The organism is Pseudomonas mendocina, assembly GCF_900636545.1.
Taxonomy (GTDB): Bacteria; Pseudomonadota; Gammaproteobacteria; order Pseudomonadales; family Pseudomonadaceae; genus Aquipseudomonas; species Aquipseudomonas mendocina.
In genome coordinates this window covers 4,860,635-4,876,515 of sequence record NZ_LR134290.1, presented here as the reverse complement: position 1 = coordinate 4,876,515, position 15,881 = coordinate 4,860,635, and the positions used below count along the sequence as shown (strand labels likewise).

The following is a 15,881-nucleotide window of genomic DNA, read 5'->3' as shown; positions in this document are numbered from 1 at the left end:
TCTCGCGTTCGCACGGTCTTACGTTCCGGGGCGTCGCGGGGCACAGACTACGGCGCCAGCAGCGACACTGACTTGACTTGCGCCCAGAGTGCCTGGCCGGCGTGAATGCCCAACTGATCAAAGGAGTAACGGGTGATCCGCGCCAGCAGGCGCTGTTCGCCCAGACGCAGGGTCAACAGCATCTGCGCATCGAGCGCCTGCCAGCTTTCCACCGTCGCCGGCAGCAGGTTGAGCAGGCTGCTGCCCTCGGCGCGTTGCAGGCCGAGGCTGACGTCACGCGCCTTGATCTTCACCCGCACCGGATGGCCGTTGGGCAACGCCGCGTGGGGCAGGCGCAGGCAGGCTTCGCTGCCGGGCAGGCGTAGTTGCAACAGGCCATAGGCAGCATCATGGCCGCAAACCTCGCCGTCGATCACCGCTTCGGCATCGTCATCGCTGGCGAAGGGTAGGTCGGCGCGCAGCAGGGTTTCCTTGAGCGGGCCGCTGGCGCGGACCAGGCCTTCGTCGAGCAGCACCAGATGATCGGCCAGGCGCGCCACTTCGTCCGGCGCATGGCTGACGTAGAGCACGGGGATGTCCAGCTCCTCGTGCAGCCGCTGCAGATAGGGCAGCACCTCCTGCTTGCGTTTGAGATCGAGCGAGGCCAGCGGCTCGTCCATCAGCAGCAGGCGCGGGCTGGTGACCAGCGCGCGGGCGATGCCGACGCGCTGGCGTTCACCGCCGGACAGCGCCGAGGGCATGCGCTCGAGCAGGTGACCGATGCCCAGCAGTTGAAGCGCCTGATCCAGTGCCACCTTGCGTTGCGATGCAGGGATGCGCCGCTGACCGTATTCCAGGTTCTTGCGCACGCTCAGATGCGGGAACAGGTTGGCGTTCTGAAACACGTAGCCGATGGCGCGCCGGTGGGCGGGGAGGAAGAAGCCGCGCTCGCTGTCCTGCCAGAGTTCGCCAGCCACTTGCAGGTAACCTTGCTGTGGACGATCCAGCCCGGCGAAGCAGCGCAGGCAACTGGTCTTGCCGGAGCCGGAATGGCCGAACAGTGCGCTGACGCCTCGCGCCGGCAGGTCGAGGTCTACATCCAGACGAAAGCCCGCGTGCTGCACCAGAAAGCGCGCGCGAATACGACCGTCATTCGTCACGGGCAGAGGCGTGGTTTTGCCAAATCCAAACATCACCAGGCCCTCAGCTTGCCGCTGCGTCCGCCATACAGCGCCAGCAGGACGATGAAGGAGAAGGCCACCATTCCGCCGGCCAGCCAGTGCGCCTGGGCGTAGTTCATGGTTTCCACATGGTTGTAGATCTGCACCGACACCACCTGGGTCTTGCCGGGGATATTGCCGCCGATCATCAGCACCACGCCGAACTCACCGACCGTGTGGGCGAAGGCCAGGATCGCGGCGGTAACGAAACCCGGGCGCGCTAGCGGCAGTACGACGCTGAAGAACGTATCCCAGGGGTTGGCGCGCAAGGTTGCGGCGGCTTCCAGCGGGCCGCGGCCGATGGCCTCGAAGGCGTTCTGCAGCGGCTGCACGACGAAGGGCAGGGAATAGAAGATCGAACCGATCACCAGGCCAGTGAAGCTGAAGGTGAAGGTGCCCAGGCCGAGGCTCTGCGTTAGCTGGCCGAAGAAGCCGTTGGGGCCCATGCTGACCAGCAGGTAGAAACCGATCACCGTCGGCGGTAGCACCAGCGGCAGCGCCACCACGGCGCCGACCGGACGTTTGAGCCAGGAGTCGGTGCGGGTCAGCCACAGCGCGATGGGCGTGCCGATGATCAGCAGCAGCACGGTGGTCAGCGAGGCCAGCTCCAGTGTCAGCAGGATGGCATCGAGGTCGTTCTTCGACAGCGGCATGGGCGGGTTCCGGCAACTGGCGTCTGGACAAACGTAGCCCGGATGCAATCCGGGGCCTGCTCAGGCAGATGGCCCCGGATTTCATCCGGGCTACAGGGATTACAGTTTATAGCCGAACGACTCGATCACCTTGGCGGCTTCCGGACCTTTCAGGTACTCGACAAGTGCTGTCGCGGCTGGATTGTTCGCGCCCGGCTTGAGAATCACCGCATCCTGCCTGATCGGATCATACAGGGCCTCCGGCACGATCCAGGCCGAACCGCTGCTGAGCTTGCCGTCCTTGTACACCTGCGACAACGCGACGAAGCCCAGTTCGGCGTTACCGGTGGAGACGAACTGGTGCGTCTGGGTGATGTTCTGGCCCTCGACCAGCTTGGCTTTCACCGCCTCGCCCAGACTCAGCTTGTCCAGCACCTGGGTCGCGGCCAGGCCATAGGGCGCGGCCTTCGGGTTGGCGATTGCCAGATGCTTGAACTGGCCGGCTTTCAGCGCGGCGTCCGTGCCGTCGAGGTAGTTGGCGTCCGCCGACCACAGCACCAGGCTGCCGATGGCATAGGTAAAGCGCGAGCCTGGCGCGGTCGCGCCTTCGCTCTCCAGCTTGGCCGGTGTCGTGTCGTCGGCGCTGAGCAGCACATCGAACGGCGCGCCGTTCTGGATTTGCGCATAGAACTGCCCGGTGGCGCCGAAGGAAGCCACCAGCTTGTGCCCGGTGGCCTTCTCGAATTCAGGCGCGAGGGCCTGGATCGGCGCGGTGAAGTTGGCGGCTACCGCGACCTTCACTTCGTCGGCGATGGCGCCGCTGGCGAACACCAGGCCAAGGGCGAGCAGGCTGTGCTTGAGGGGGTTGATCATGGGCGTCTTGCTCATTGAGTGGCATGCGGAGCCGCTATCCTACTGCGCTATATTTTTTTGTATATAGCGTTATGCGAGCGGTCCAGTAGCTCGTCCGGTTTTCCTGCTTCAGCAATCACCAATCTGTGTGCAGTTCCGGCTGCGAGCGTAGTTCCTCCCTGATGCTGGAACAGAGCCTGCGCGGGCCTTGCATAGCCAGGAGCTGGACTAGACTTAGTTCTCCGCTTCGCTACAGCCAGATATCAATGCATGAATATTCGTCAGACGATGATCGCCAGCGGCGTCTTGAGCGTCACCGCTGCTGCGGCGCTCGGTGCCGTGGGCTTTTGGGGGCAGACCCAACTCAGTGACGCGCTGGCGCAGAACGAGCTGAGCGTCGAGGCGCTGCGTAACCACCTGGAAGGGGACATGATGCACGACGCGCTACGCGCCGACGTGCTGGCCGCTTTCAACGTCGAACCCGGCGATCAGGCCGCTGCCGAGCAGGTGCGCACGGACCTGCGCGAGCATGCCGAGTGGTTCAAGCGCACCCTGGCAGCCAATGCCCAGTTGCCGCTCCCGGCTGATATCCAGCAGGCCATTGCCCAGTCGCAACCGGCGCTCAATGCCTATATCAGCGAAGCCGAGCAGATCACCGCGGCAGCCCTGCTTGATGCCCAGGCCGCCAAGGCGGGCATGCCCGCATTCTCCCAGCGTTTCAGCGAGCTCGAAGCCCGGAACGAAGCGCTCAGCAGCCTGATCGAAGGGCAGGTGAGCGCTGCCCGCCAGAGTGGCCAGACGGCCGTGCACCAGGCCTCGATCTTCCTGGTGACCGGTATCGTCCTGGTCAGCCTGCTGCTCGGCCTGATCACCTGGAGCCTGATGCGCCGTGTGCTGGGCCCGCTGCAGCAATCCATCGACACCGCACGCGCCATCGCCAATGGCAACCTGCGCGGTCGTATTGATGTGAGTCGCCAGGACGAAGCAGGACAGTTGCTGCAGGCGCTGGCCGAGATGCAGGCCAACCTCGGCCGCATGATCAGCACCATCACCCAGCACAGTGACCAGCTTCAGCATACGGCGCGTACCGTGAATGGCACTGCCCAGGGCATCCTGCAGGACTCCACCCAGCAGGCCGAGAGCGCCACCAGCATGGCCGCGGTCATGGAGCAGATGATCCGCAACATCGCCCAGGTGTCTTCGCATGCTCACGACGCCAAGGGCATTTCCGCCCATTCCGGGCAACTGGCGGACAGTGGCGGTCAGGTCATACTCGGCGTTGTCGAGGGCATGAACCGCATCGCCGAGGCGGTGTCCTCGTCGTCCGAGACGATCACCGAATTGGGGCGCTCCTCCGAGGACATCCACTCGATCATTCAGGTCATCAAGAGCATCGCCGAACAGACCAATCTGCTCGCCCTCAATGCCGCCATCGAGGCTGCGCGGGCGGGCGAGGCGGGTCGTGGTTTCGCCGTGGTCGCCGACGAGGTACGCAACCTGGCGGCTCGAACCGCGCAGTCGACCCAGGAAATCACTGACATGATCGGGCGCATTCGCAGCAACACCAACCTGGCGGTGGACAGCATGCAGGCTGGCGTGACGCGGGTGAACGACGGCGTCAGTCTGGCGCACCAGGCTGGTGATTCGATCAATGAGATTCGTGACGGCGCACAACGTGCCGCCCAGGTGGTGGGTGAGATTTCCCACACCATCGGCGAGCAGAGCGAGGCCAGCAACGAGGTCGCGCAGCGTGTCGAACAGATCGCGCAGATGGCGCAGCAAAACGCCCAGGCGGTGAATGAGCTGGCGCGCTCGGCGGAGGAGCTGGAGCGGGTCGCGCAGGGTATGCGCAACGCCGTCATGCAGTTCCAGGTCTGAGCCACGTGGCGCATGTGAATGCTACCGCACGTCTCTCGCCCGGTTCCGCGCGCTCCAGCCGAGCAGGGACCTAGGCGCTCTTGCGCTTGCCCGACAGACGCGAGACGCCCAGCAGCACCAGCGCCAGGCCGGCGATCTGGTACAGGGTGATGGCTTCGCCAAGCAGTGCCCAGGCGGCGAACAGCGTCAGCACCGGGCCCAGATTGCCGAACAGGGCGGCATGGCTGGCGCCCATGCGCTGCACGGCCAGCGCCATCCAGTAGATCGGCAACACCGTCGACAGCAGCGCCATCAGTGAGCCGTGCAGCCATACCTCGGCCGGCAGATTGAGCAACTGCGTGGGGTCACGGGTGAGGCCGTAGTGCACCAGCACCATGATCGCCGAGGCGCCGCCGGCCAGCCCCGCCAGGCGCATCGAGCCGACCCGGCGAATCACCACGCCGGTGCCCAGGTAATACAGGGCATAGGTCACCGCGCTGGCGAATACCCAGGCCGCACCCAACAGGATCTGTTCGCTGTCGCCCTCGACGCGGATGTCATGCACCAGCGCGATGCCCAGCCCCAGGTAGCACAACCCCAGGGCCAGGAAGGTGCGCGGCCCGGGTCGCTCGCCCATCGCCAGCATCTGCAACAGCAGCACCAGCGTCGGGTAGGTGAACAGGATCAGCCGTTCCAGCCCGGCGCTGATGTACTGCAGGCCATAGAAGTCGAACAGGCTCGACAGGTAGTAACCAAACATCCCCAGCAACAGGACGTGCGCCCAGTCCTTGGCCGACAAGCGCGCTTGCCCGGTGCCACGGCTCAGCCACAGCAGCCAGGCGAACAGCGGCAGCGCCAGACCCATGCGCAGGCTCAGCACGGTGACGGCGTCCACCGGTGCGGCGGCATAGCTGAGTTTGACGAAGATGGCTTTCAGGCTGAAACCGGTGGCCGAGAGCACGGCGAACAGCACGCCGTTGTCCAGGCTGCGGCGGTACGAGGCGGTCAAAGCGTTCATGAGCAAGGCTATGGCAGGGAATGAGCAGTTATTCTGAGCGGAAAGCTATATCGCTAGAATCGCAATTTCACGAAGACAGCTTTCTGATTTGGAGAAGGCACCATGCATTTCGACCTGCCCGACCTGCGCCTGATCGCGGCGATTGCCGCCACCGGTAGCCTGAGCAAGGCAGCGGCGACCTTTCCCGTCGCGGTGTCGGCCGCCAGCACCCGCCTGCGCCTGTTCGAGGAGCGCTGCGGGCTGACTCTGTTCGTGCGCAGCAGTGACGGCATGAGCCTGACTCCGGTCGGGCGCCTGGTGCTGGAGGCTTGCCAAGGCGTGCTGAAGGAGGCCCGCCAGCTCAGCGATACCCTGCAGGAACTCAAGGGCGAGCGGCGCATCACCCTGCGCCTGGCGGCTTCCACCGTGGCCAACAGCACCTTCCTGCCGGCGGCGCTCGGGCCATTCCTGGCCGATTATCCGGAGGTGGATCTGCAACTGGCCGAGTACAACAGCAAGGATGTGCTGCATGCGGTCGGGGACGGCAGCATCGATATCGGCGTGTACGACGGCAATCTGCCCACCGCTGGCCTGCTGTCTTTGCCGTTTCGCAATGATCGGCTGGTGCTGCTGGTACCGCATGGACATGCGCTGATCGCGCAACGCCCTGCCTCACTACGCGCTGCGTTCAACTTCCCCTTCGTCTGCCTGCCTGCCGAGCGCGCGATGCAGCGCTTCATCGAGTACATGGCGGTGCGCAACGCGCTGCCTTTGAAGGTTCGGGTGCGTGCACCAAGCTTCGACGCCATCGCCCAACTGGTGGCACAGGGCGTCGGCGTATCCATGCTGCCCGAGGTGGCTGCGACCCGTTTTGCCCAGGAACTGCCAGTGGCGGTGGTGATGCTGGAGGATGTCTGGGCCACCCGCGAATTGCGCCTGTGCGTGCGCAGTTGGGAGGCGCTGTCGTCCCATGCGCGGCAACTGGTCAGCTATCTCTCGCCCGAGCGGTCATCCGGCGACGACCAGAGTGCGTGACGCAGGAGCGGCTTCAGCCGCGATAGAAGCGCTCGCCGCTGAAGCGCCCCCACGGTGCGTGGCTTGAGCGGCTGTCTTCCGGTATTGAGACGTGCAATGTAGGAGTGGCTTTCGGCTCTGGCATTCCGTTTCACGCTACTTCCTGCATCCATGCAGTTGCAGACGCACAAAAGCTCGCCGCTAAAGCGCCTCCTACGGTGCGAGGCTTGAGCTGCTGCGCTCCGGTGCTGATATGTACCGTGTGGGAGGGGCTTTAGCCGCGACAGCCCTGCACCAGCATTTACACCGCGCATCATTTGAAGAACTGGCTGGGCGTTAGGCCGAACTGTTTCTTGAACATGGTGGTGAAGGCGCTGGGGCTGTCGTAGCCCAGCTCCCCGGCGATATCGATGATCTTCTCACCCAGGGCGATGCGCTCCAGCGCCAGCAGCAGGCGCGCCTGCTGACGCCATTGGCCGAAGGTCATGCCGGCACCTTTCTGGAACAGGCGCTGGATGGTCTTTTCGTCGAGGCCCAGGCGGATGCTCCAGTCGGCCAGCGTGGACGCGTCGCCGGGGTGGTCCTGCAGCCGGGAACAGATCGCCTGGATGCGCGGGTCGGTCGGCTGCGGCAGGTGCAGCGGCAGGGTCGGCAGGATGCGCAGCTCATCGAGGATCAGGCGCATCACCCGCGCTTCGCGCGAGTCCTCGGCGTAGGGCGGGGTGATGTTCACGGCTGCGCGAATCAGCTCGCCCAGCAATGGCGAGATGGCCACGGCGCGACATTCGTTTGGCATGTCCGGCAGGCTGTCGGGGCGCACGAAAACGCTGCGCATGCGCACGCTGCCGATGCAGCGGATCGCATGCACCTGGCCGCAGGGCATCCAGATGCCGCGGCTCGGCGGCACCGTCCACTGATTCATCGCCGAGGTCACCACCATCACCCCGGAAATGGCGTAGATCAGCTGGTGCTTGTTGCGGTGCGAGTGCGGCTCGATGACGGCATTGAGCGGGTAATCGGTGGCGCTGCTGCTGACCAGCCAGGGCGATGCGTCGATATCGGCCAGCAGTTTTTCGGGCAAGCGCATTGATATGCCTTTTTTGCGAGGGTCCTTGCCATGTCTTCGTGAGACAGGCGATCGGGCGGAGCCTAGCATAGCGCCGTTTCTCCTCTCGCCCGGAAGCTTCAAGCATGTCCAGCAGTCCCGCCGCTACCTCCCTGGCCGGCGCCTCGCCCGTCAGCCAGGCCAATACTCTGGTGATGCGCGTGATCGGCGCCTGCGCCCTGGCGCACCTGATCAACGACCTGATCCAGGCGGTGCTGCCTGCCATCTACCCGATGCTCAAGCTCAACTACGGCCTGAGCTTCGCCCAGATCGGTCTGATCACCCTGACCTTCCAGCTCACCGCCTCGCTGCTGCAGCCCTGGGTGGGCTACCACACGGACCGCAATCCCAAGCCCTGGCTGTTGCCGGCTGGCTCGCTGTGCACCCTGGTCGGCATACTCATGCTGGCCTTCGTTGGCAGCTTCCCGGCGATCCTCCTGGCTTCGGCGCTTGTGGGCATCGGCTCCTCGACCTTCCACCCCGAGGCGTCGCGCATCGCCCGTCTGGCCTCGGGTGGTCGCTATGGCCTGGCGCAGTCCACCTTCCAGGTCGGCGGCAATGCCGGCACCGCCTTCGGCCCGCTGCTGGCGGCGGCGATCATCATTCCCTACGGCCAAGGCAACGTCGCCTGGTTCGGCCTGTTCGCCGCCTTCGCCATTGTCGTGCTGTACGGCCTGAGCCGCTGGTATCGCCACCACCTGACGCTGTTCAAGCTCAAGCAGGGCGGCGTGGCCACTCACGGGCTGTCAGCCGGGCGGGTGAAGTTCGCCCTGCTGATCCTGGCGCTGCTGGTGTTCTCCAAGTACTTCTACATGGCCAGCTTCACCAGCTACTTCACCTTCTTCCTGATCGAGAAGTTCGACCTGTCGGTGGCCAGCTCGCAGCTCTACCTGTTCCTGTTCCTCGGCGCGGTGGCGGCCGGCACCTTCTTCGGCGGGCCGATCGGCGACCGCATCGGGCGCAAGCAGGTGATCTGGTTTTCCATCCTCGGCGTGGCACCGTTCTCCCTGCTGCTGCCGCACGTCGGCCTGTTCTGGACGGGCGTGCTGAGCATGGTGATCGGTTTCATCCTCGCCTCGGCGTTCTCCGCCATCGTGGTCTTCGCCCAGGAACTGATGCCGGGCAACGTCGGCATGATCGCCGGGCTGTTCTTCGGTCTGATGTTCGGCTTTGGCGGCATCGGCGGCGCGCTGCTCGGTTACCTGGCGGACATTCACGGCATCGAGGAGGTGTTCCTGATCTGCTCCTTCCTGCCGCTGCTGGGCATTCTCACCGCGCTGTTGCCGTCGCTGAAGGCACGTTAATCACTCGCAAGCAAAAGGAACAGGGACGAATGAAAGACATCGATCGGATGCTGCTTGGTCTGGGGGTATTGATACCGTTCTGGTTGTTCTTCGGGGTGTTGCTGACTGCCTTGGCCTATCCCGGTTACAGCCACCTGGACCAGGCCATGAGCCAGTTGGGGGCGCAGGGTTCGCCCACCCAGGGCTTCTCCGCCTGGGTCAACAACCTGCCGTTGGGCCTGTTCTTCGTGCTCTTCGCTGTTGGGGTCATGCGTCAGGTGCGCGGCTCGCGGCTGGCGTCGTTCAGTGCTGTGCTGATTCTCGTCCATGGGCTGGCCAGCTTCGCCACTGGCTACTTCGCTTGCGACCAGGGTTGCGCGCCGGCACAGCCATCCTTCTCGCAGCAGATGCACAACCTGGCCGGCCTGGTGATGTTCCTCTCGCTGACCCTGGCCAGTCTGCTCTGGGGATTTTTGAGCAAGCGCCTGCTGGGGTCGCGCGGCTTCGGCCTGTTCTCCCTCGCCTGCACCGTACTGGCCGTGGCCACTGTGGTGCTGATGGCCCAGGCCGTTGAGGCCGGGCATTGGTTCGGCCTGTACCAGCGCATCAACTACGGTATCTCGGTGCTCTGGGTTGCAGGCCTGGCGCTGATGCTGGCGCGAGATCGGGCCGGCTCTTTCAGGTGCGATACAGCTTGAGGCTCTCCACCCGCGCCCGGTAGGCGCCGAGGCGTTCCTTGAGCTGATCCTTGTGGTCGCTGGCGACGCAGTGCAGCAGCACGTTCAAAGCGCTGGTCAGGCCGCCGGTGGATTCGAGGATCAGCCCGGTCTTGGTCTTCATAGTGACGATATGTGGCGTGTCGATATGTTTGGCGATGCCGTATTCGTCGGTGAACACCACCAGGTCGGTGTTCTGCTTCAGGCAGTTGTTGGCGAAGGCGATGCCGGCATCGGCGTAGGGCGCGATGTCGATCAGGATCACGCAGCAGCGCTGGTTGTGGCTGTCCAGCCACTGGCCGAGCACGCCGCTGTAGAGGTCTAGGAACTCCACTCCGGAGCGCACCAGGGCCAGGCGGTTGGCGAAGTCCTCGGCCAGCCCGCGAATGGTCTGGAAGCCGCAGACGAAAACGCGCTCGGCATCGCCCACGCGCGCCACGATGTCGCGCCAGTGCTGGCTGCCGAGCAATTCGGCGAAGGCACGCAGGGCTTCGATTTCCTCGTTAAGGTGGGCCACCAGGTCTTCCGGCTGCTCGACGCGCTCGATCAGCGCTGGGTTGAGCAGCGATTGCACGCGCACTTCGTCGCGCAACTCGTCCTTCAGGCTTTTCAGGCCCTTGTAGCCGAGCCGGCGCAGAAAGCGGCTGACCGTATTGGGGCTGACCCCGCTCTTGGCCGCCAGGCTGGCGCCGTTCTCGAAGGCGAGGGTTTCCAGGTTGGCCTGGATGTAGACCCACAGGGTGCGCTCGGCCGGCGTCAGCTTGCCTTCCAGGTGTTGCATCTTGCCATCGAGCATGTCCGATTCCCCTGCCATGCCAAAACGTTCTGACATTTAAATGTCAGAGTATTGATCTTTGGAAGAAATATATTCTACTCTGCAGCTGTAACGCAAAGAGCTGTCGATTGGCCGCTGTTTGGGTGAGAGAGCCAGCAGAAGTCTTTCCACCTCGCCGTCGACGCTCGCGCTTCCTGCCGCAACAAGCAAATGTCGCGCCCTGCGCGGCCACAACAGTGGAGAACAGGAACATGCCCATACTGCGTCATCTCGCCCTGTGCGTCGCGCTTGGCAGCGGCCTCGTCACCGGCGCCGCCCAGGCCGCCGAAGAACTGCGCCTGTACAACTGGGGCGACTACATCAACCCCGAGGTGCTGACCCGCTTCACCGCCGAGACCGGCATCAAGGTGTCGCTCGACACCTACGGCAGCAACGAAGAGATGCTGGCCAAGCTGCAGGCCGGCGCCAAAGGCTACGACATCGTCTTCCCCTCGGTGCACATGCACGACACCATGGCCGCCCTCGGCCTGCTGGAGAAGACCGACATCAATCAGGATGCCGCCTTCGCCAACATCGATCCGGCTTTCCTGCGCTCGAAATCCGACCCCAAGGGCGAATACTGCATGCCCTACGCCTGGGGCACGGTGGGCATCTTCTACAACAAGAACAAGGTCTCCAAGCCGATCGAGAGCTGGGACGACTTCTTCGCCGAGGCCAAGGCCGGCAAGAAGGTGATCATGCTCGACGACATGCGCGAAACCCTCGGTGTCGGCCTGATCAAGGACGGCAAGTCGGTCAACAGCACCGATCCGGCCGAGCTCAAGCAGGCTGCCGACTGGCTGATCGAGCGCAAGCCGCTGATCTCTGCCTTCACCTACGACAGCGTGCCGATGGTGCAATCCGGCGACGCCGCCGCCTCGCACTATTTCGTCGGCGCCATGATGTATGTGAAGCAGGATCCGCAGAACCTCGCCTACGTTATCCCCAAGGAAGGCGCGACCATGTACCAGGAGGACATGTGCGTCCTCAAGAGCGCGCCGAACAAGGCCAACGCCAAGCGCTTCATGAGCTTCTTCCTGCAGCCGGAGATCGCCGCGCTGAACACCGCGCAGCAGATGAACGGCACGCCGAACAAGGAAGCGCTGAAACTGCTACCGGCCGAGCTGCGTGACAACCCGCAGGTCAACCCACCGGCCGAGGTGATGGCCAAGCTGCAGATCTTCCAGGATCTGGGCAAGGGCCTGAAGCAGTACGACCGGGTGTGGACGCGGGTGCGTACCGCCAACTGAGCCCGCCAGGTCGCGGCTGAAGCCCCTCCCACAGATTGCATACTCCCGTGGGAGGGGCTTTAGCCGCGATTGCTCCGATATTGAGTGGAGTCCTCCATGACCGCTTTCACCAAAACCGCGCCGGTGGTCGAGATCCGGGGCGCGGTGAAGCACTACCGTGCGCCGGAAGGTCACCTGGTGCGTGCCCTCGATGGCCTCGACCTGGCTGTCGGCAGCAATGAATTCGTCACCCTGCTGGGGCCGTCCGGCTGCGGCAAGACCACGCTGCTGCGAACCATCAGCGGCTTCGAGCAACTCGATGGCGGCGAGCTGCTGATCCAGGGCCAGCCGATGAATCTGGTACCGCCGCACCGTCGTCCGGTGCACACGGTGTTCCAGAGCTACGCGCTGTTCCCGCACATGAGCATCGGCGACAACGTCGGCTATGCGCTGGATGTGCGCGGCGTGGCCAAGGCCGAGAAGCGCCAGCGTGTTGGCGAAGCACTGGAAATGGTCGGCCTGGCCGGCATGGAGCGGCGCAAGCCCGGTCAGCTCTCCGGTGGTCAGCAGCAGCGCGTGGCGCTGGCCCGTGCCATCGTCGACCGCCCGGCGTTGCTGTTGCTCGACGAGCCGCTGTCGGCCCTCGACCGCCAGTTGCGCCAGGCCATGCAGCGCGAGCTGAAGAACCTGCAGCACGAGCTGGGCATCGCCTTCGTCTTCGTCACCCACGACCAGGAAGAAGCGCTGACCATGAGCGACCGTATCGTCGTGCTCAATGGCGGACATATCCAGCAGATCGGCGCCCCGGCGGAGATCTACCACCGCCCGGCCAACGCCTTCGTCGCCGGTTTCATCGGTGAGAGCAACTTGTTCGACGTGCACGTCGGCTCGGTCAACGACGGCATCGCCTACCTGCTCGACAGCCAGGGCGACCTGCTGCAGGCACGCCACCCCGACCTGCGCGTCGGCCAGTACGCCCAGCTCATGCTGCGCCCCGAGCAGTTCCATCTGCAGTGCCCCGGCGAGGGCTTCGCCGCGCTGGAAGGGCGCCTGGAACAACTGCTGTTCATCGGCAAGGACTTCGAATTGCTGCTGCGCACCAGCCACGGTCGCCTGGTCAAGGCGGTGCTGCGTGACGCCGCGCCGCAACGCCTGCGCATCGGCGGCAATGTGCAGCTCTGGTACGGCCTTCAGGCCGCGCACCTGATCCCCGGAGGTGCCTGATGCGCGAGCGCCTGCGCCTGGTTGGTCTGCTGACCCCGGTGACGCTGATCATCGGTGTGTTCTTCCTCGCCCCGCTGACCATCATGGCGGTGTACAGCCTGCTCGAGCCGGGGCTCTACGGCGGCGTGGAATGGAGCTTCTACCCGGACAACTTCGGCCGCGTGCTGGGCTGGGCCGATGGCGTCAACGAGGAATTCGATCCGGTCTATCTGGAAATCATCCTGCGCTCGTTCAAGCTGGCCGCGCTGACCGTGCTGGCGACCCTGGCGCTGTGCTACCCGGCGGCCTTCTGGGTGGCGCGCCAGCCTGAGCGGATGCGCAACTTCTGCCTGTTCCTGATCACCCTGCCGTTCTTCACCAGCCTGATCGTACGCCTCTACGCCTGGCTGTTGATCCTGCGTCCCAGCGGCGTGATCAACACCGCGCTGGCGGCGCTGGGCTTCTACAACCCGGTGGAGCTGATCTACACCGAGACGGCGGTGCTGATCGGCATGACCTACATCTTCATCCCGTTCATGTTCATGCCCGTCTACGCCAGCGTCGAGAAGCTCGACAAACGCCTGCTGGAAGCCTCGGCCGACCTCGGCGCGAGCCGCTGGCAGAGTTTCTGGAAGGTGATCTTCCCGCTGACCCTGCCGGGCATCGCCGCCGGCTCGATCATCGTCTTCATCCCCAGTCTGGGTAACTTCATCGTGCCGTCGCTGCTCGGCGGCGCGCGCGTGCTGATGATCGGCAGCCTGGTCGAGCAGCAGTTCCTCGCCGCGCGCAACTGGCCGTTCGGCGCCGCCCTGGCGATGCTGCTGATGGCTGCGGTGCTGGTGTGCCTGGTGCTCTACGTGCTGGCGCAGGGGCGCAACAGCGCACAGGAGGCCAGCCGATGAACGCCATGCTCGCCAACCTAGGGCGCCGTCTGCTGGGCGGCTACAGCCTGGCCTTCTTCGTCTTCCTGTACCTGCCGATCGGCCTGATCGTCGCCTACTCGTTCAATAGCAACCCGATCAACATGATGATCTGGGACGGCTTCAGCCTGGACTGGTATCGCTCGCTGTTCGGCCTGTCCACCAGCCTCAGCGAGAACGCGCTGTACGTCGAATCCACCGACCAGTTGCTGGCAGCGTTGCGCACCAGCCTGGTGGTGGCGCTGACCACCACGGCGATCTCCACCGTGATCGGCACGCTCACCGCGCTGGCGATTGCGCGCTATCGCTTCCGCTTGCAGAAGTTCTACCGGGTGCTGCTGTTCATGCCGATGCTGATGCCCGACATCGTGCTCGGCATCGCCCTGCTGATCTTCTTCGTCGGCGTCGGCATGCCGCTGGGCAAGGGCTCGATCATCATCGGTCATTGCACCTTTCTGATCAGCTACGTGTTCCTGATCGTCAGCGCGCGCCTGGCCGGCATGGACACGCGTCTGGAGGAGGCCTCGGCCGATCTCGGCGCCTCGCCCTGGACGACCTTCCGCCGGGTGACCCTGCCGCAGATTCTGCCGGGCGTGGTCGGTGGCGCGCTGCTGGCGTTCATCATCTCGATGGACGATCTGGTGATCACCTACTTCATCGCCGGTGTGGACTCCACCACGCTGCCGGTTTTCATCTACGGCATGATCCGCCGCGGCATCAAGCCGGAGATCAACGCCATCGCCACCCTGCTGCTGATCGCCTCGCTGCTGATCGCCGCCCTCGGCCTGTACCTGCGCAACCGCAAGCCCGCCACTTCCCAGGATGACTCCCATGGCTAAACCTCGCGCCCGCGAACTCGGCCTGCCGCTGCCCGGCACCCCCGGCCCGTACAACGCCATCACCGACGTGCCCGGCGTGCTGGTCGGCTACCGCACCCTCAATGGCGTGGCCGCCAACGGCCGGCGCATCCAGACCGGCGTCACGGCCATCCTGCCGCGCGGCCGCGATAGCGAACCGCAGCCGGTATGGGCGGGCTTCCATGCGCTCAACGGCAATGGCGAGATGACCGGCACGCATTGGATCGAGCACGGCGGCTACTTCGTCGGCCCGCTGTGCATCACCAACTCGCACAGTGTCGGCATCGTCCACCACGCCGCCGCGCGCTGGACCATCCAGCAGTACACCGACTCCTGGCAGCGCGAGCACCTGTGGGCCATGCCGGTGGTGGCCGAGACCTACGACGGGGTGATCAACGATATCAACGGCCAGCACGTCAGCGAGGCCGATGCCCTGGCCGCGCTCGATGCGGCAAAGGGCGGCGCCATTGCCGAAGGCAACGTCGGCGGCGGCAACGGCATGATCTGCTACGGCTACAAGGGCGGCACCGGCAGTGCTTCGCGCCTAGTGGAGATCGACGGCCAGACCTACACCCTCGGCACCCTGGTGCAGGCCAACCATGGCCAGCGCGCCTGGCTCAAGGTTTGCGGCGTGCCGGTCGGCGAGCGGTTGGAAGATGAACTGCCGGCCGGGCTGGAGCGCGAGCGCGGCTCGATCATCGTTATCCTTGCCACCGACGCGCCGTTGCTGCCGCATCAGCTCAAGCGCCTGGCGCAGCGCGCCGGCCTCGGCATCGCCCTGGCCGGCACGCCGGGTGGCAACAACTCCGGCGACATCTTCCTGGCCTTCAGCGTGGCCAACCCACGGCCCTTGCCGCAGCTGTCGCCAACGCGGCTGAACCTCGACTACCTCAACGACGAGTGCTTCGACGCGCTTTATCTGGCCGCCGTGCAGGCCACCGACGAGGCCGTGCTCAACGCGATGCTGGCTGCCGAGGATTCGCCGATGCAGAAGCCCGAAGGGATGTGCCGGGCCATCGATGGCGAGCGTTTGCGTGAACTGGTGGTCGGGGCGTGATGCGTAGCCCGGATGCAATCCGGGGACTCGGTATCGCCTTTCCCCCGGATTTCATCCGGGCTACGTGAAGCTGGTCACCGGGTAGGGTGCGCCGTGCGCACCGCGTGATCGAAAAGCCCGTATACGGCCCTCTCCCCCCCGCCCCT

The 15,881-nt window shown here is 64.9% G+C and carries 15 protein-coding genes; 9 read left to right on the top strand and 6 right to left on the bottom strand.

From position 1 onward, the window contains the following. Positions 1–47: 47 nt before the first annotated feature. The 3 genes from modC to modA form a co-directional block, all read right to left on the bottom strand. Positions 48–1,172 carry a molybdenum ABC transporter ATP-binding protein gene (modC, locus tag EL191_RS22870; RefSeq protein ID WP_041980365.1) on the bottom strand — a complete coding sequence of 375 codons (1,125 nt, stop codon included), beginning with the start codon at positions 1,170–1,172 and terminating at the stop codon, positions 48–50. Continuing rightward, on the bottom strand, positions 1,172–1,852 hold the full coding sequence (gene modB / locus EL191_RS22865) for a molybdate ABC transporter permease subunit (protein ID WP_041980364.1): 681 nt from the start codon (positions 1,850–1,852) through the stop codon (positions 1,172–1,174). Before modB ends, modC begins: the two co-directional genes overlap by 1 nt. A 99-nt stretch (positions 1,853–1,951) precedes the next feature. After that, positions 1,952–2,704 carry a molybdate ABC transporter substrate-binding protein gene (modA, locus tag EL191_RS22860; RefSeq protein WP_017360462.1) on the bottom strand — a complete coding sequence of 251 codons (753 nt, stop codon included), beginning with the start codon at positions 2,702–2,704 and terminating at the stop codon, positions 1,952–1,954. A gap of 249 nt (positions 2,705–2,953) precedes the next feature. On the opposite strand from modA, the gene EL191_RS22855 reads away from it, so the two are divergent. Then, positions 2,954–4,561 (top strand): methyl-accepting chemotaxis protein, encoded by a 1,608-nt coding sequence (locus EL191_RS22855; protein ID WP_041980362.1) that lies wholly within the window; start codon positions 2,954–2,956, stop codon positions 4,559–4,561. Positions 4,562–4,631: 70 nt separating this feature from the next. On the opposite strand, the gene EL191_RS22850 is transcribed toward EL191_RS22855, so the two are convergent. Next, positions 4,632–5,558 carry a DMT family transporter gene (locus EL191_RS22850; protein ID WP_041769614.1) on the bottom strand — a complete coding sequence of 309 codons (927 nt, stop codon included), beginning with the start codon at positions 5,556–5,558 and terminating at the stop codon, positions 4,632–4,634. Positions 5,559–5,660: 102 nt separating this feature from the next. Here EL191_RS22850 and EL191_RS22845 point away from each other — a divergent pair, with 102 nt between their 5' ends. Beyond that, positions 5,661–6,572, top strand: a complete 912-nt coding sequence (locus tag EL191_RS22845) for a LysR family transcriptional regulator (RefSeq protein ID WP_013717705.1) — start codon at positions 5,661–5,663, stop codon at positions 6,570–6,572. Positions 6,573–6,864: 292 nt separating this feature from the next. Here EL191_RS22845 and EL191_RS22840 read toward each other — a convergent pair whose 3' ends face one another. Then, positions 6,865–7,638 (bottom strand): AraC family transcriptional regulator, encoded by a 774-nt coding sequence (locus EL191_RS22840; protein WP_041980361.1) that lies wholly within the window; start codon positions 7,636–7,638, stop codon positions 6,865–6,867. A gap of 104 nt (positions 7,639–7,742) precedes the next feature. Between EL191_RS22840 and EL191_RS22835 the strand changes: the two genes are divergently transcribed. Together EL191_RS22835 and EL191_RS22830 are read left to right on the top strand one after the other, a co-directional pair. Beyond that, positions 7,743–8,960 (top strand): MFS transporter, encoded by a 1,218-nt coding sequence (locus EL191_RS22835; RefSeq protein WP_017360458.1) that lies wholly within the window; start codon positions 7,743–7,745, stop codon positions 8,958–8,960. A 29-nt stretch (positions 8,961–8,989) separates the two neighbouring features. Next, positions 8,990–9,637, top strand: a complete 648-nt coding sequence (locus EL191_RS22830; RefSeq protein ID WP_041980360.1) for a DUF998 domain-containing protein — start codon at positions 8,990–8,992, stop codon at positions 9,635–9,637. Here EL191_RS22830 and EL191_RS22825 read toward each other — a convergent pair. Beyond that, a complete protein-coding gene (locus EL191_RS22825; RefSeq protein ID WP_231118646.1) occupies positions 9,618–10,487 on the bottom strand; it encodes a MurR/RpiR family transcriptional regulator in 870 nt (289 codons plus the stop codon). The genes EL191_RS22830 and EL191_RS22825 overlap by 20 nt on opposite strands. Before the next feature lie 194 nt (positions 10,488–10,681). Here EL191_RS22825 and EL191_RS22820 point away from each other — a divergent pair, with 194 nt between their 5' ends. The 5 genes from EL191_RS22820 (at position 10,682) to EL191_RS22800 (ending at position 15,735) form a co-directional block, all read left to right on the top strand. Beyond that, entirely contained in the window at positions 10,682–11,719 is a 1,038-nt protein-coding gene (locus tag EL191_RS22820; protein ID WP_017360456.1) for a polyamine ABC transporter substrate-binding protein, read from the top strand. Between the two features lie 96 nt (positions 11,720–11,815). Next, positions 11,816–12,922 carry an ABC transporter ATP-binding protein gene (locus EL191_RS22815; RefSeq protein ID WP_041980359.1) on the top strand — a complete coding sequence of 369 codons (1,107 nt, stop codon included), beginning with the start codon at positions 11,816–11,818 and terminating at the stop codon, positions 12,920–12,922. Continuing rightward, positions 12,922–13,803, top strand: a complete 882-nt coding sequence (locus tag EL191_RS22810; protein WP_041980358.1) for an ABC transporter permease — start codon at positions 12,922–12,924, stop codon at positions 13,801–13,803. Before EL191_RS22815 ends, EL191_RS22810 begins: the two co-directional genes overlap by 1 nt. After that, the gene (locus tag EL191_RS22805) at positions 13,800–14,660 is read left to right on the top strand and encodes an ABC transporter permease (protein ID WP_041980357.1); all 861 of its coding nucleotides are present in this window, start codon (positions 13,800–13,802) and stop codon (positions 14,658–14,660) included. Before EL191_RS22810 ends, EL191_RS22805 begins: the two co-directional genes overlap by 4 nt. Next, on the top strand, positions 14,653–15,735 hold the full coding sequence (locus EL191_RS22800; protein WP_041980356.1) for a DmpA family aminopeptidase: 1,083 nt from the start codon (positions 14,653–14,655) through the stop codon (positions 15,733–15,735). The genes EL191_RS22805 and EL191_RS22800 overlap by 8 nt, the downstream gene beginning before the upstream one ends. Positions 15,736–15,881: the final 146 nt, after the last annotated feature.

What these genes read in the sequence shown, in the direction of transcription:
- modC (WP_041980365.1), bottom strand. Translation starts at nt 1,172, where the DNA reads ATGTTTGGATTTGGCAAAACCACGCCTCTGCCCGTGACGAATGACGGT.
- modB (WP_041980364.1), bottom strand. Translation starts at nt 1,852, where the DNA reads ATGCCGCTGTCGAAGAACGACCTCGATGCCATCCTGCTGACACTGGAG.
- modA (WP_017360462.1), bottom strand. Translation starts at nt 2,704, where the DNA reads ATGATCAACCCCCTCAAGCACAGCCTGCTCGCCCTTGGCCTGGTGTTC.
- EL191_RS22855 (WP_041980362.1), top strand. Translation starts at nt 2,954, where the DNA reads ATGAATATTCGTCAGACGATGATCGCCAGCGGCGTCTTGAGCGTCACC.
- EL191_RS22850 (WP_041769614.1), bottom strand. Translation starts at nt 5,558, where the DNA reads ATGAACGCTTTGACCGCCTCGTACCGCCGCAGCCTGGACAACGGCGTG.
- EL191_RS22845 (WP_013717705.1), top strand. Translation starts at nt 5,661, where the DNA reads ATGCATTTCGACCTGCCCGACCTGCGCCTGATCGCGGCGATTGCCGCC.
- EL191_RS22840 (WP_041980361.1), bottom strand. Translation starts at nt 7,638, where the DNA reads ATGCGCTTGCCCGAAAAACTGCTGGCCGATATCGACGCATCGCCCTGG.
- EL191_RS22835 (WP_017360458.1), top strand. Translation starts at nt 7,743, where the DNA reads ATGTCCAGCAGTCCCGCCGCTACCTCCCTGGCCGGCGCCTCGCCCGTC.
- EL191_RS22830 (WP_041980360.1), top strand. Translation starts at nt 8,990, where the DNA reads ATGAAAGACATCGATCGGATGCTGCTTGGTCTGGGGGTATTGATACCG.
- EL191_RS22825 (WP_231118646.1), bottom strand. Translation starts at nt 10,487, where the DNA reads ATGTCAGAACGTTTTGGCATGGCAGGGGAATCGGACATGCTCGATGGC.
- EL191_RS22820 (WP_017360456.1), top strand. Translation starts at nt 10,682, where the DNA reads ATGCCCATACTGCGTCATCTCGCCCTGTGCGTCGCGCTTGGCAGCGGC.
- EL191_RS22815 (WP_041980359.1), top strand. Translation starts at nt 11,816, where the DNA reads ATGACCGCTTTCACCAAAACCGCGCCGGTGGTCGAGATCCGGGGCGCG.
- EL191_RS22810 (WP_041980358.1), top strand. Translation starts at nt 12,922, where the DNA reads ATGCGCGAGCGCCTGCGCCTGGTTGGTCTGCTGACCCCGGTGACGCTG.
- EL191_RS22805 (WP_041980357.1), top strand. Translation starts at nt 13,800, where the DNA reads ATGAACGCCATGCTCGCCAACCTAGGGCGCCGTCTGCTGGGCGGCTAC.
- EL191_RS22800 (WP_041980356.1), top strand. Translation starts at nt 14,653, where the DNA reads ATGGCTAAACCTCGCGCCCGCGAACTCGGCCTGCCGCTGCCCGGCACC.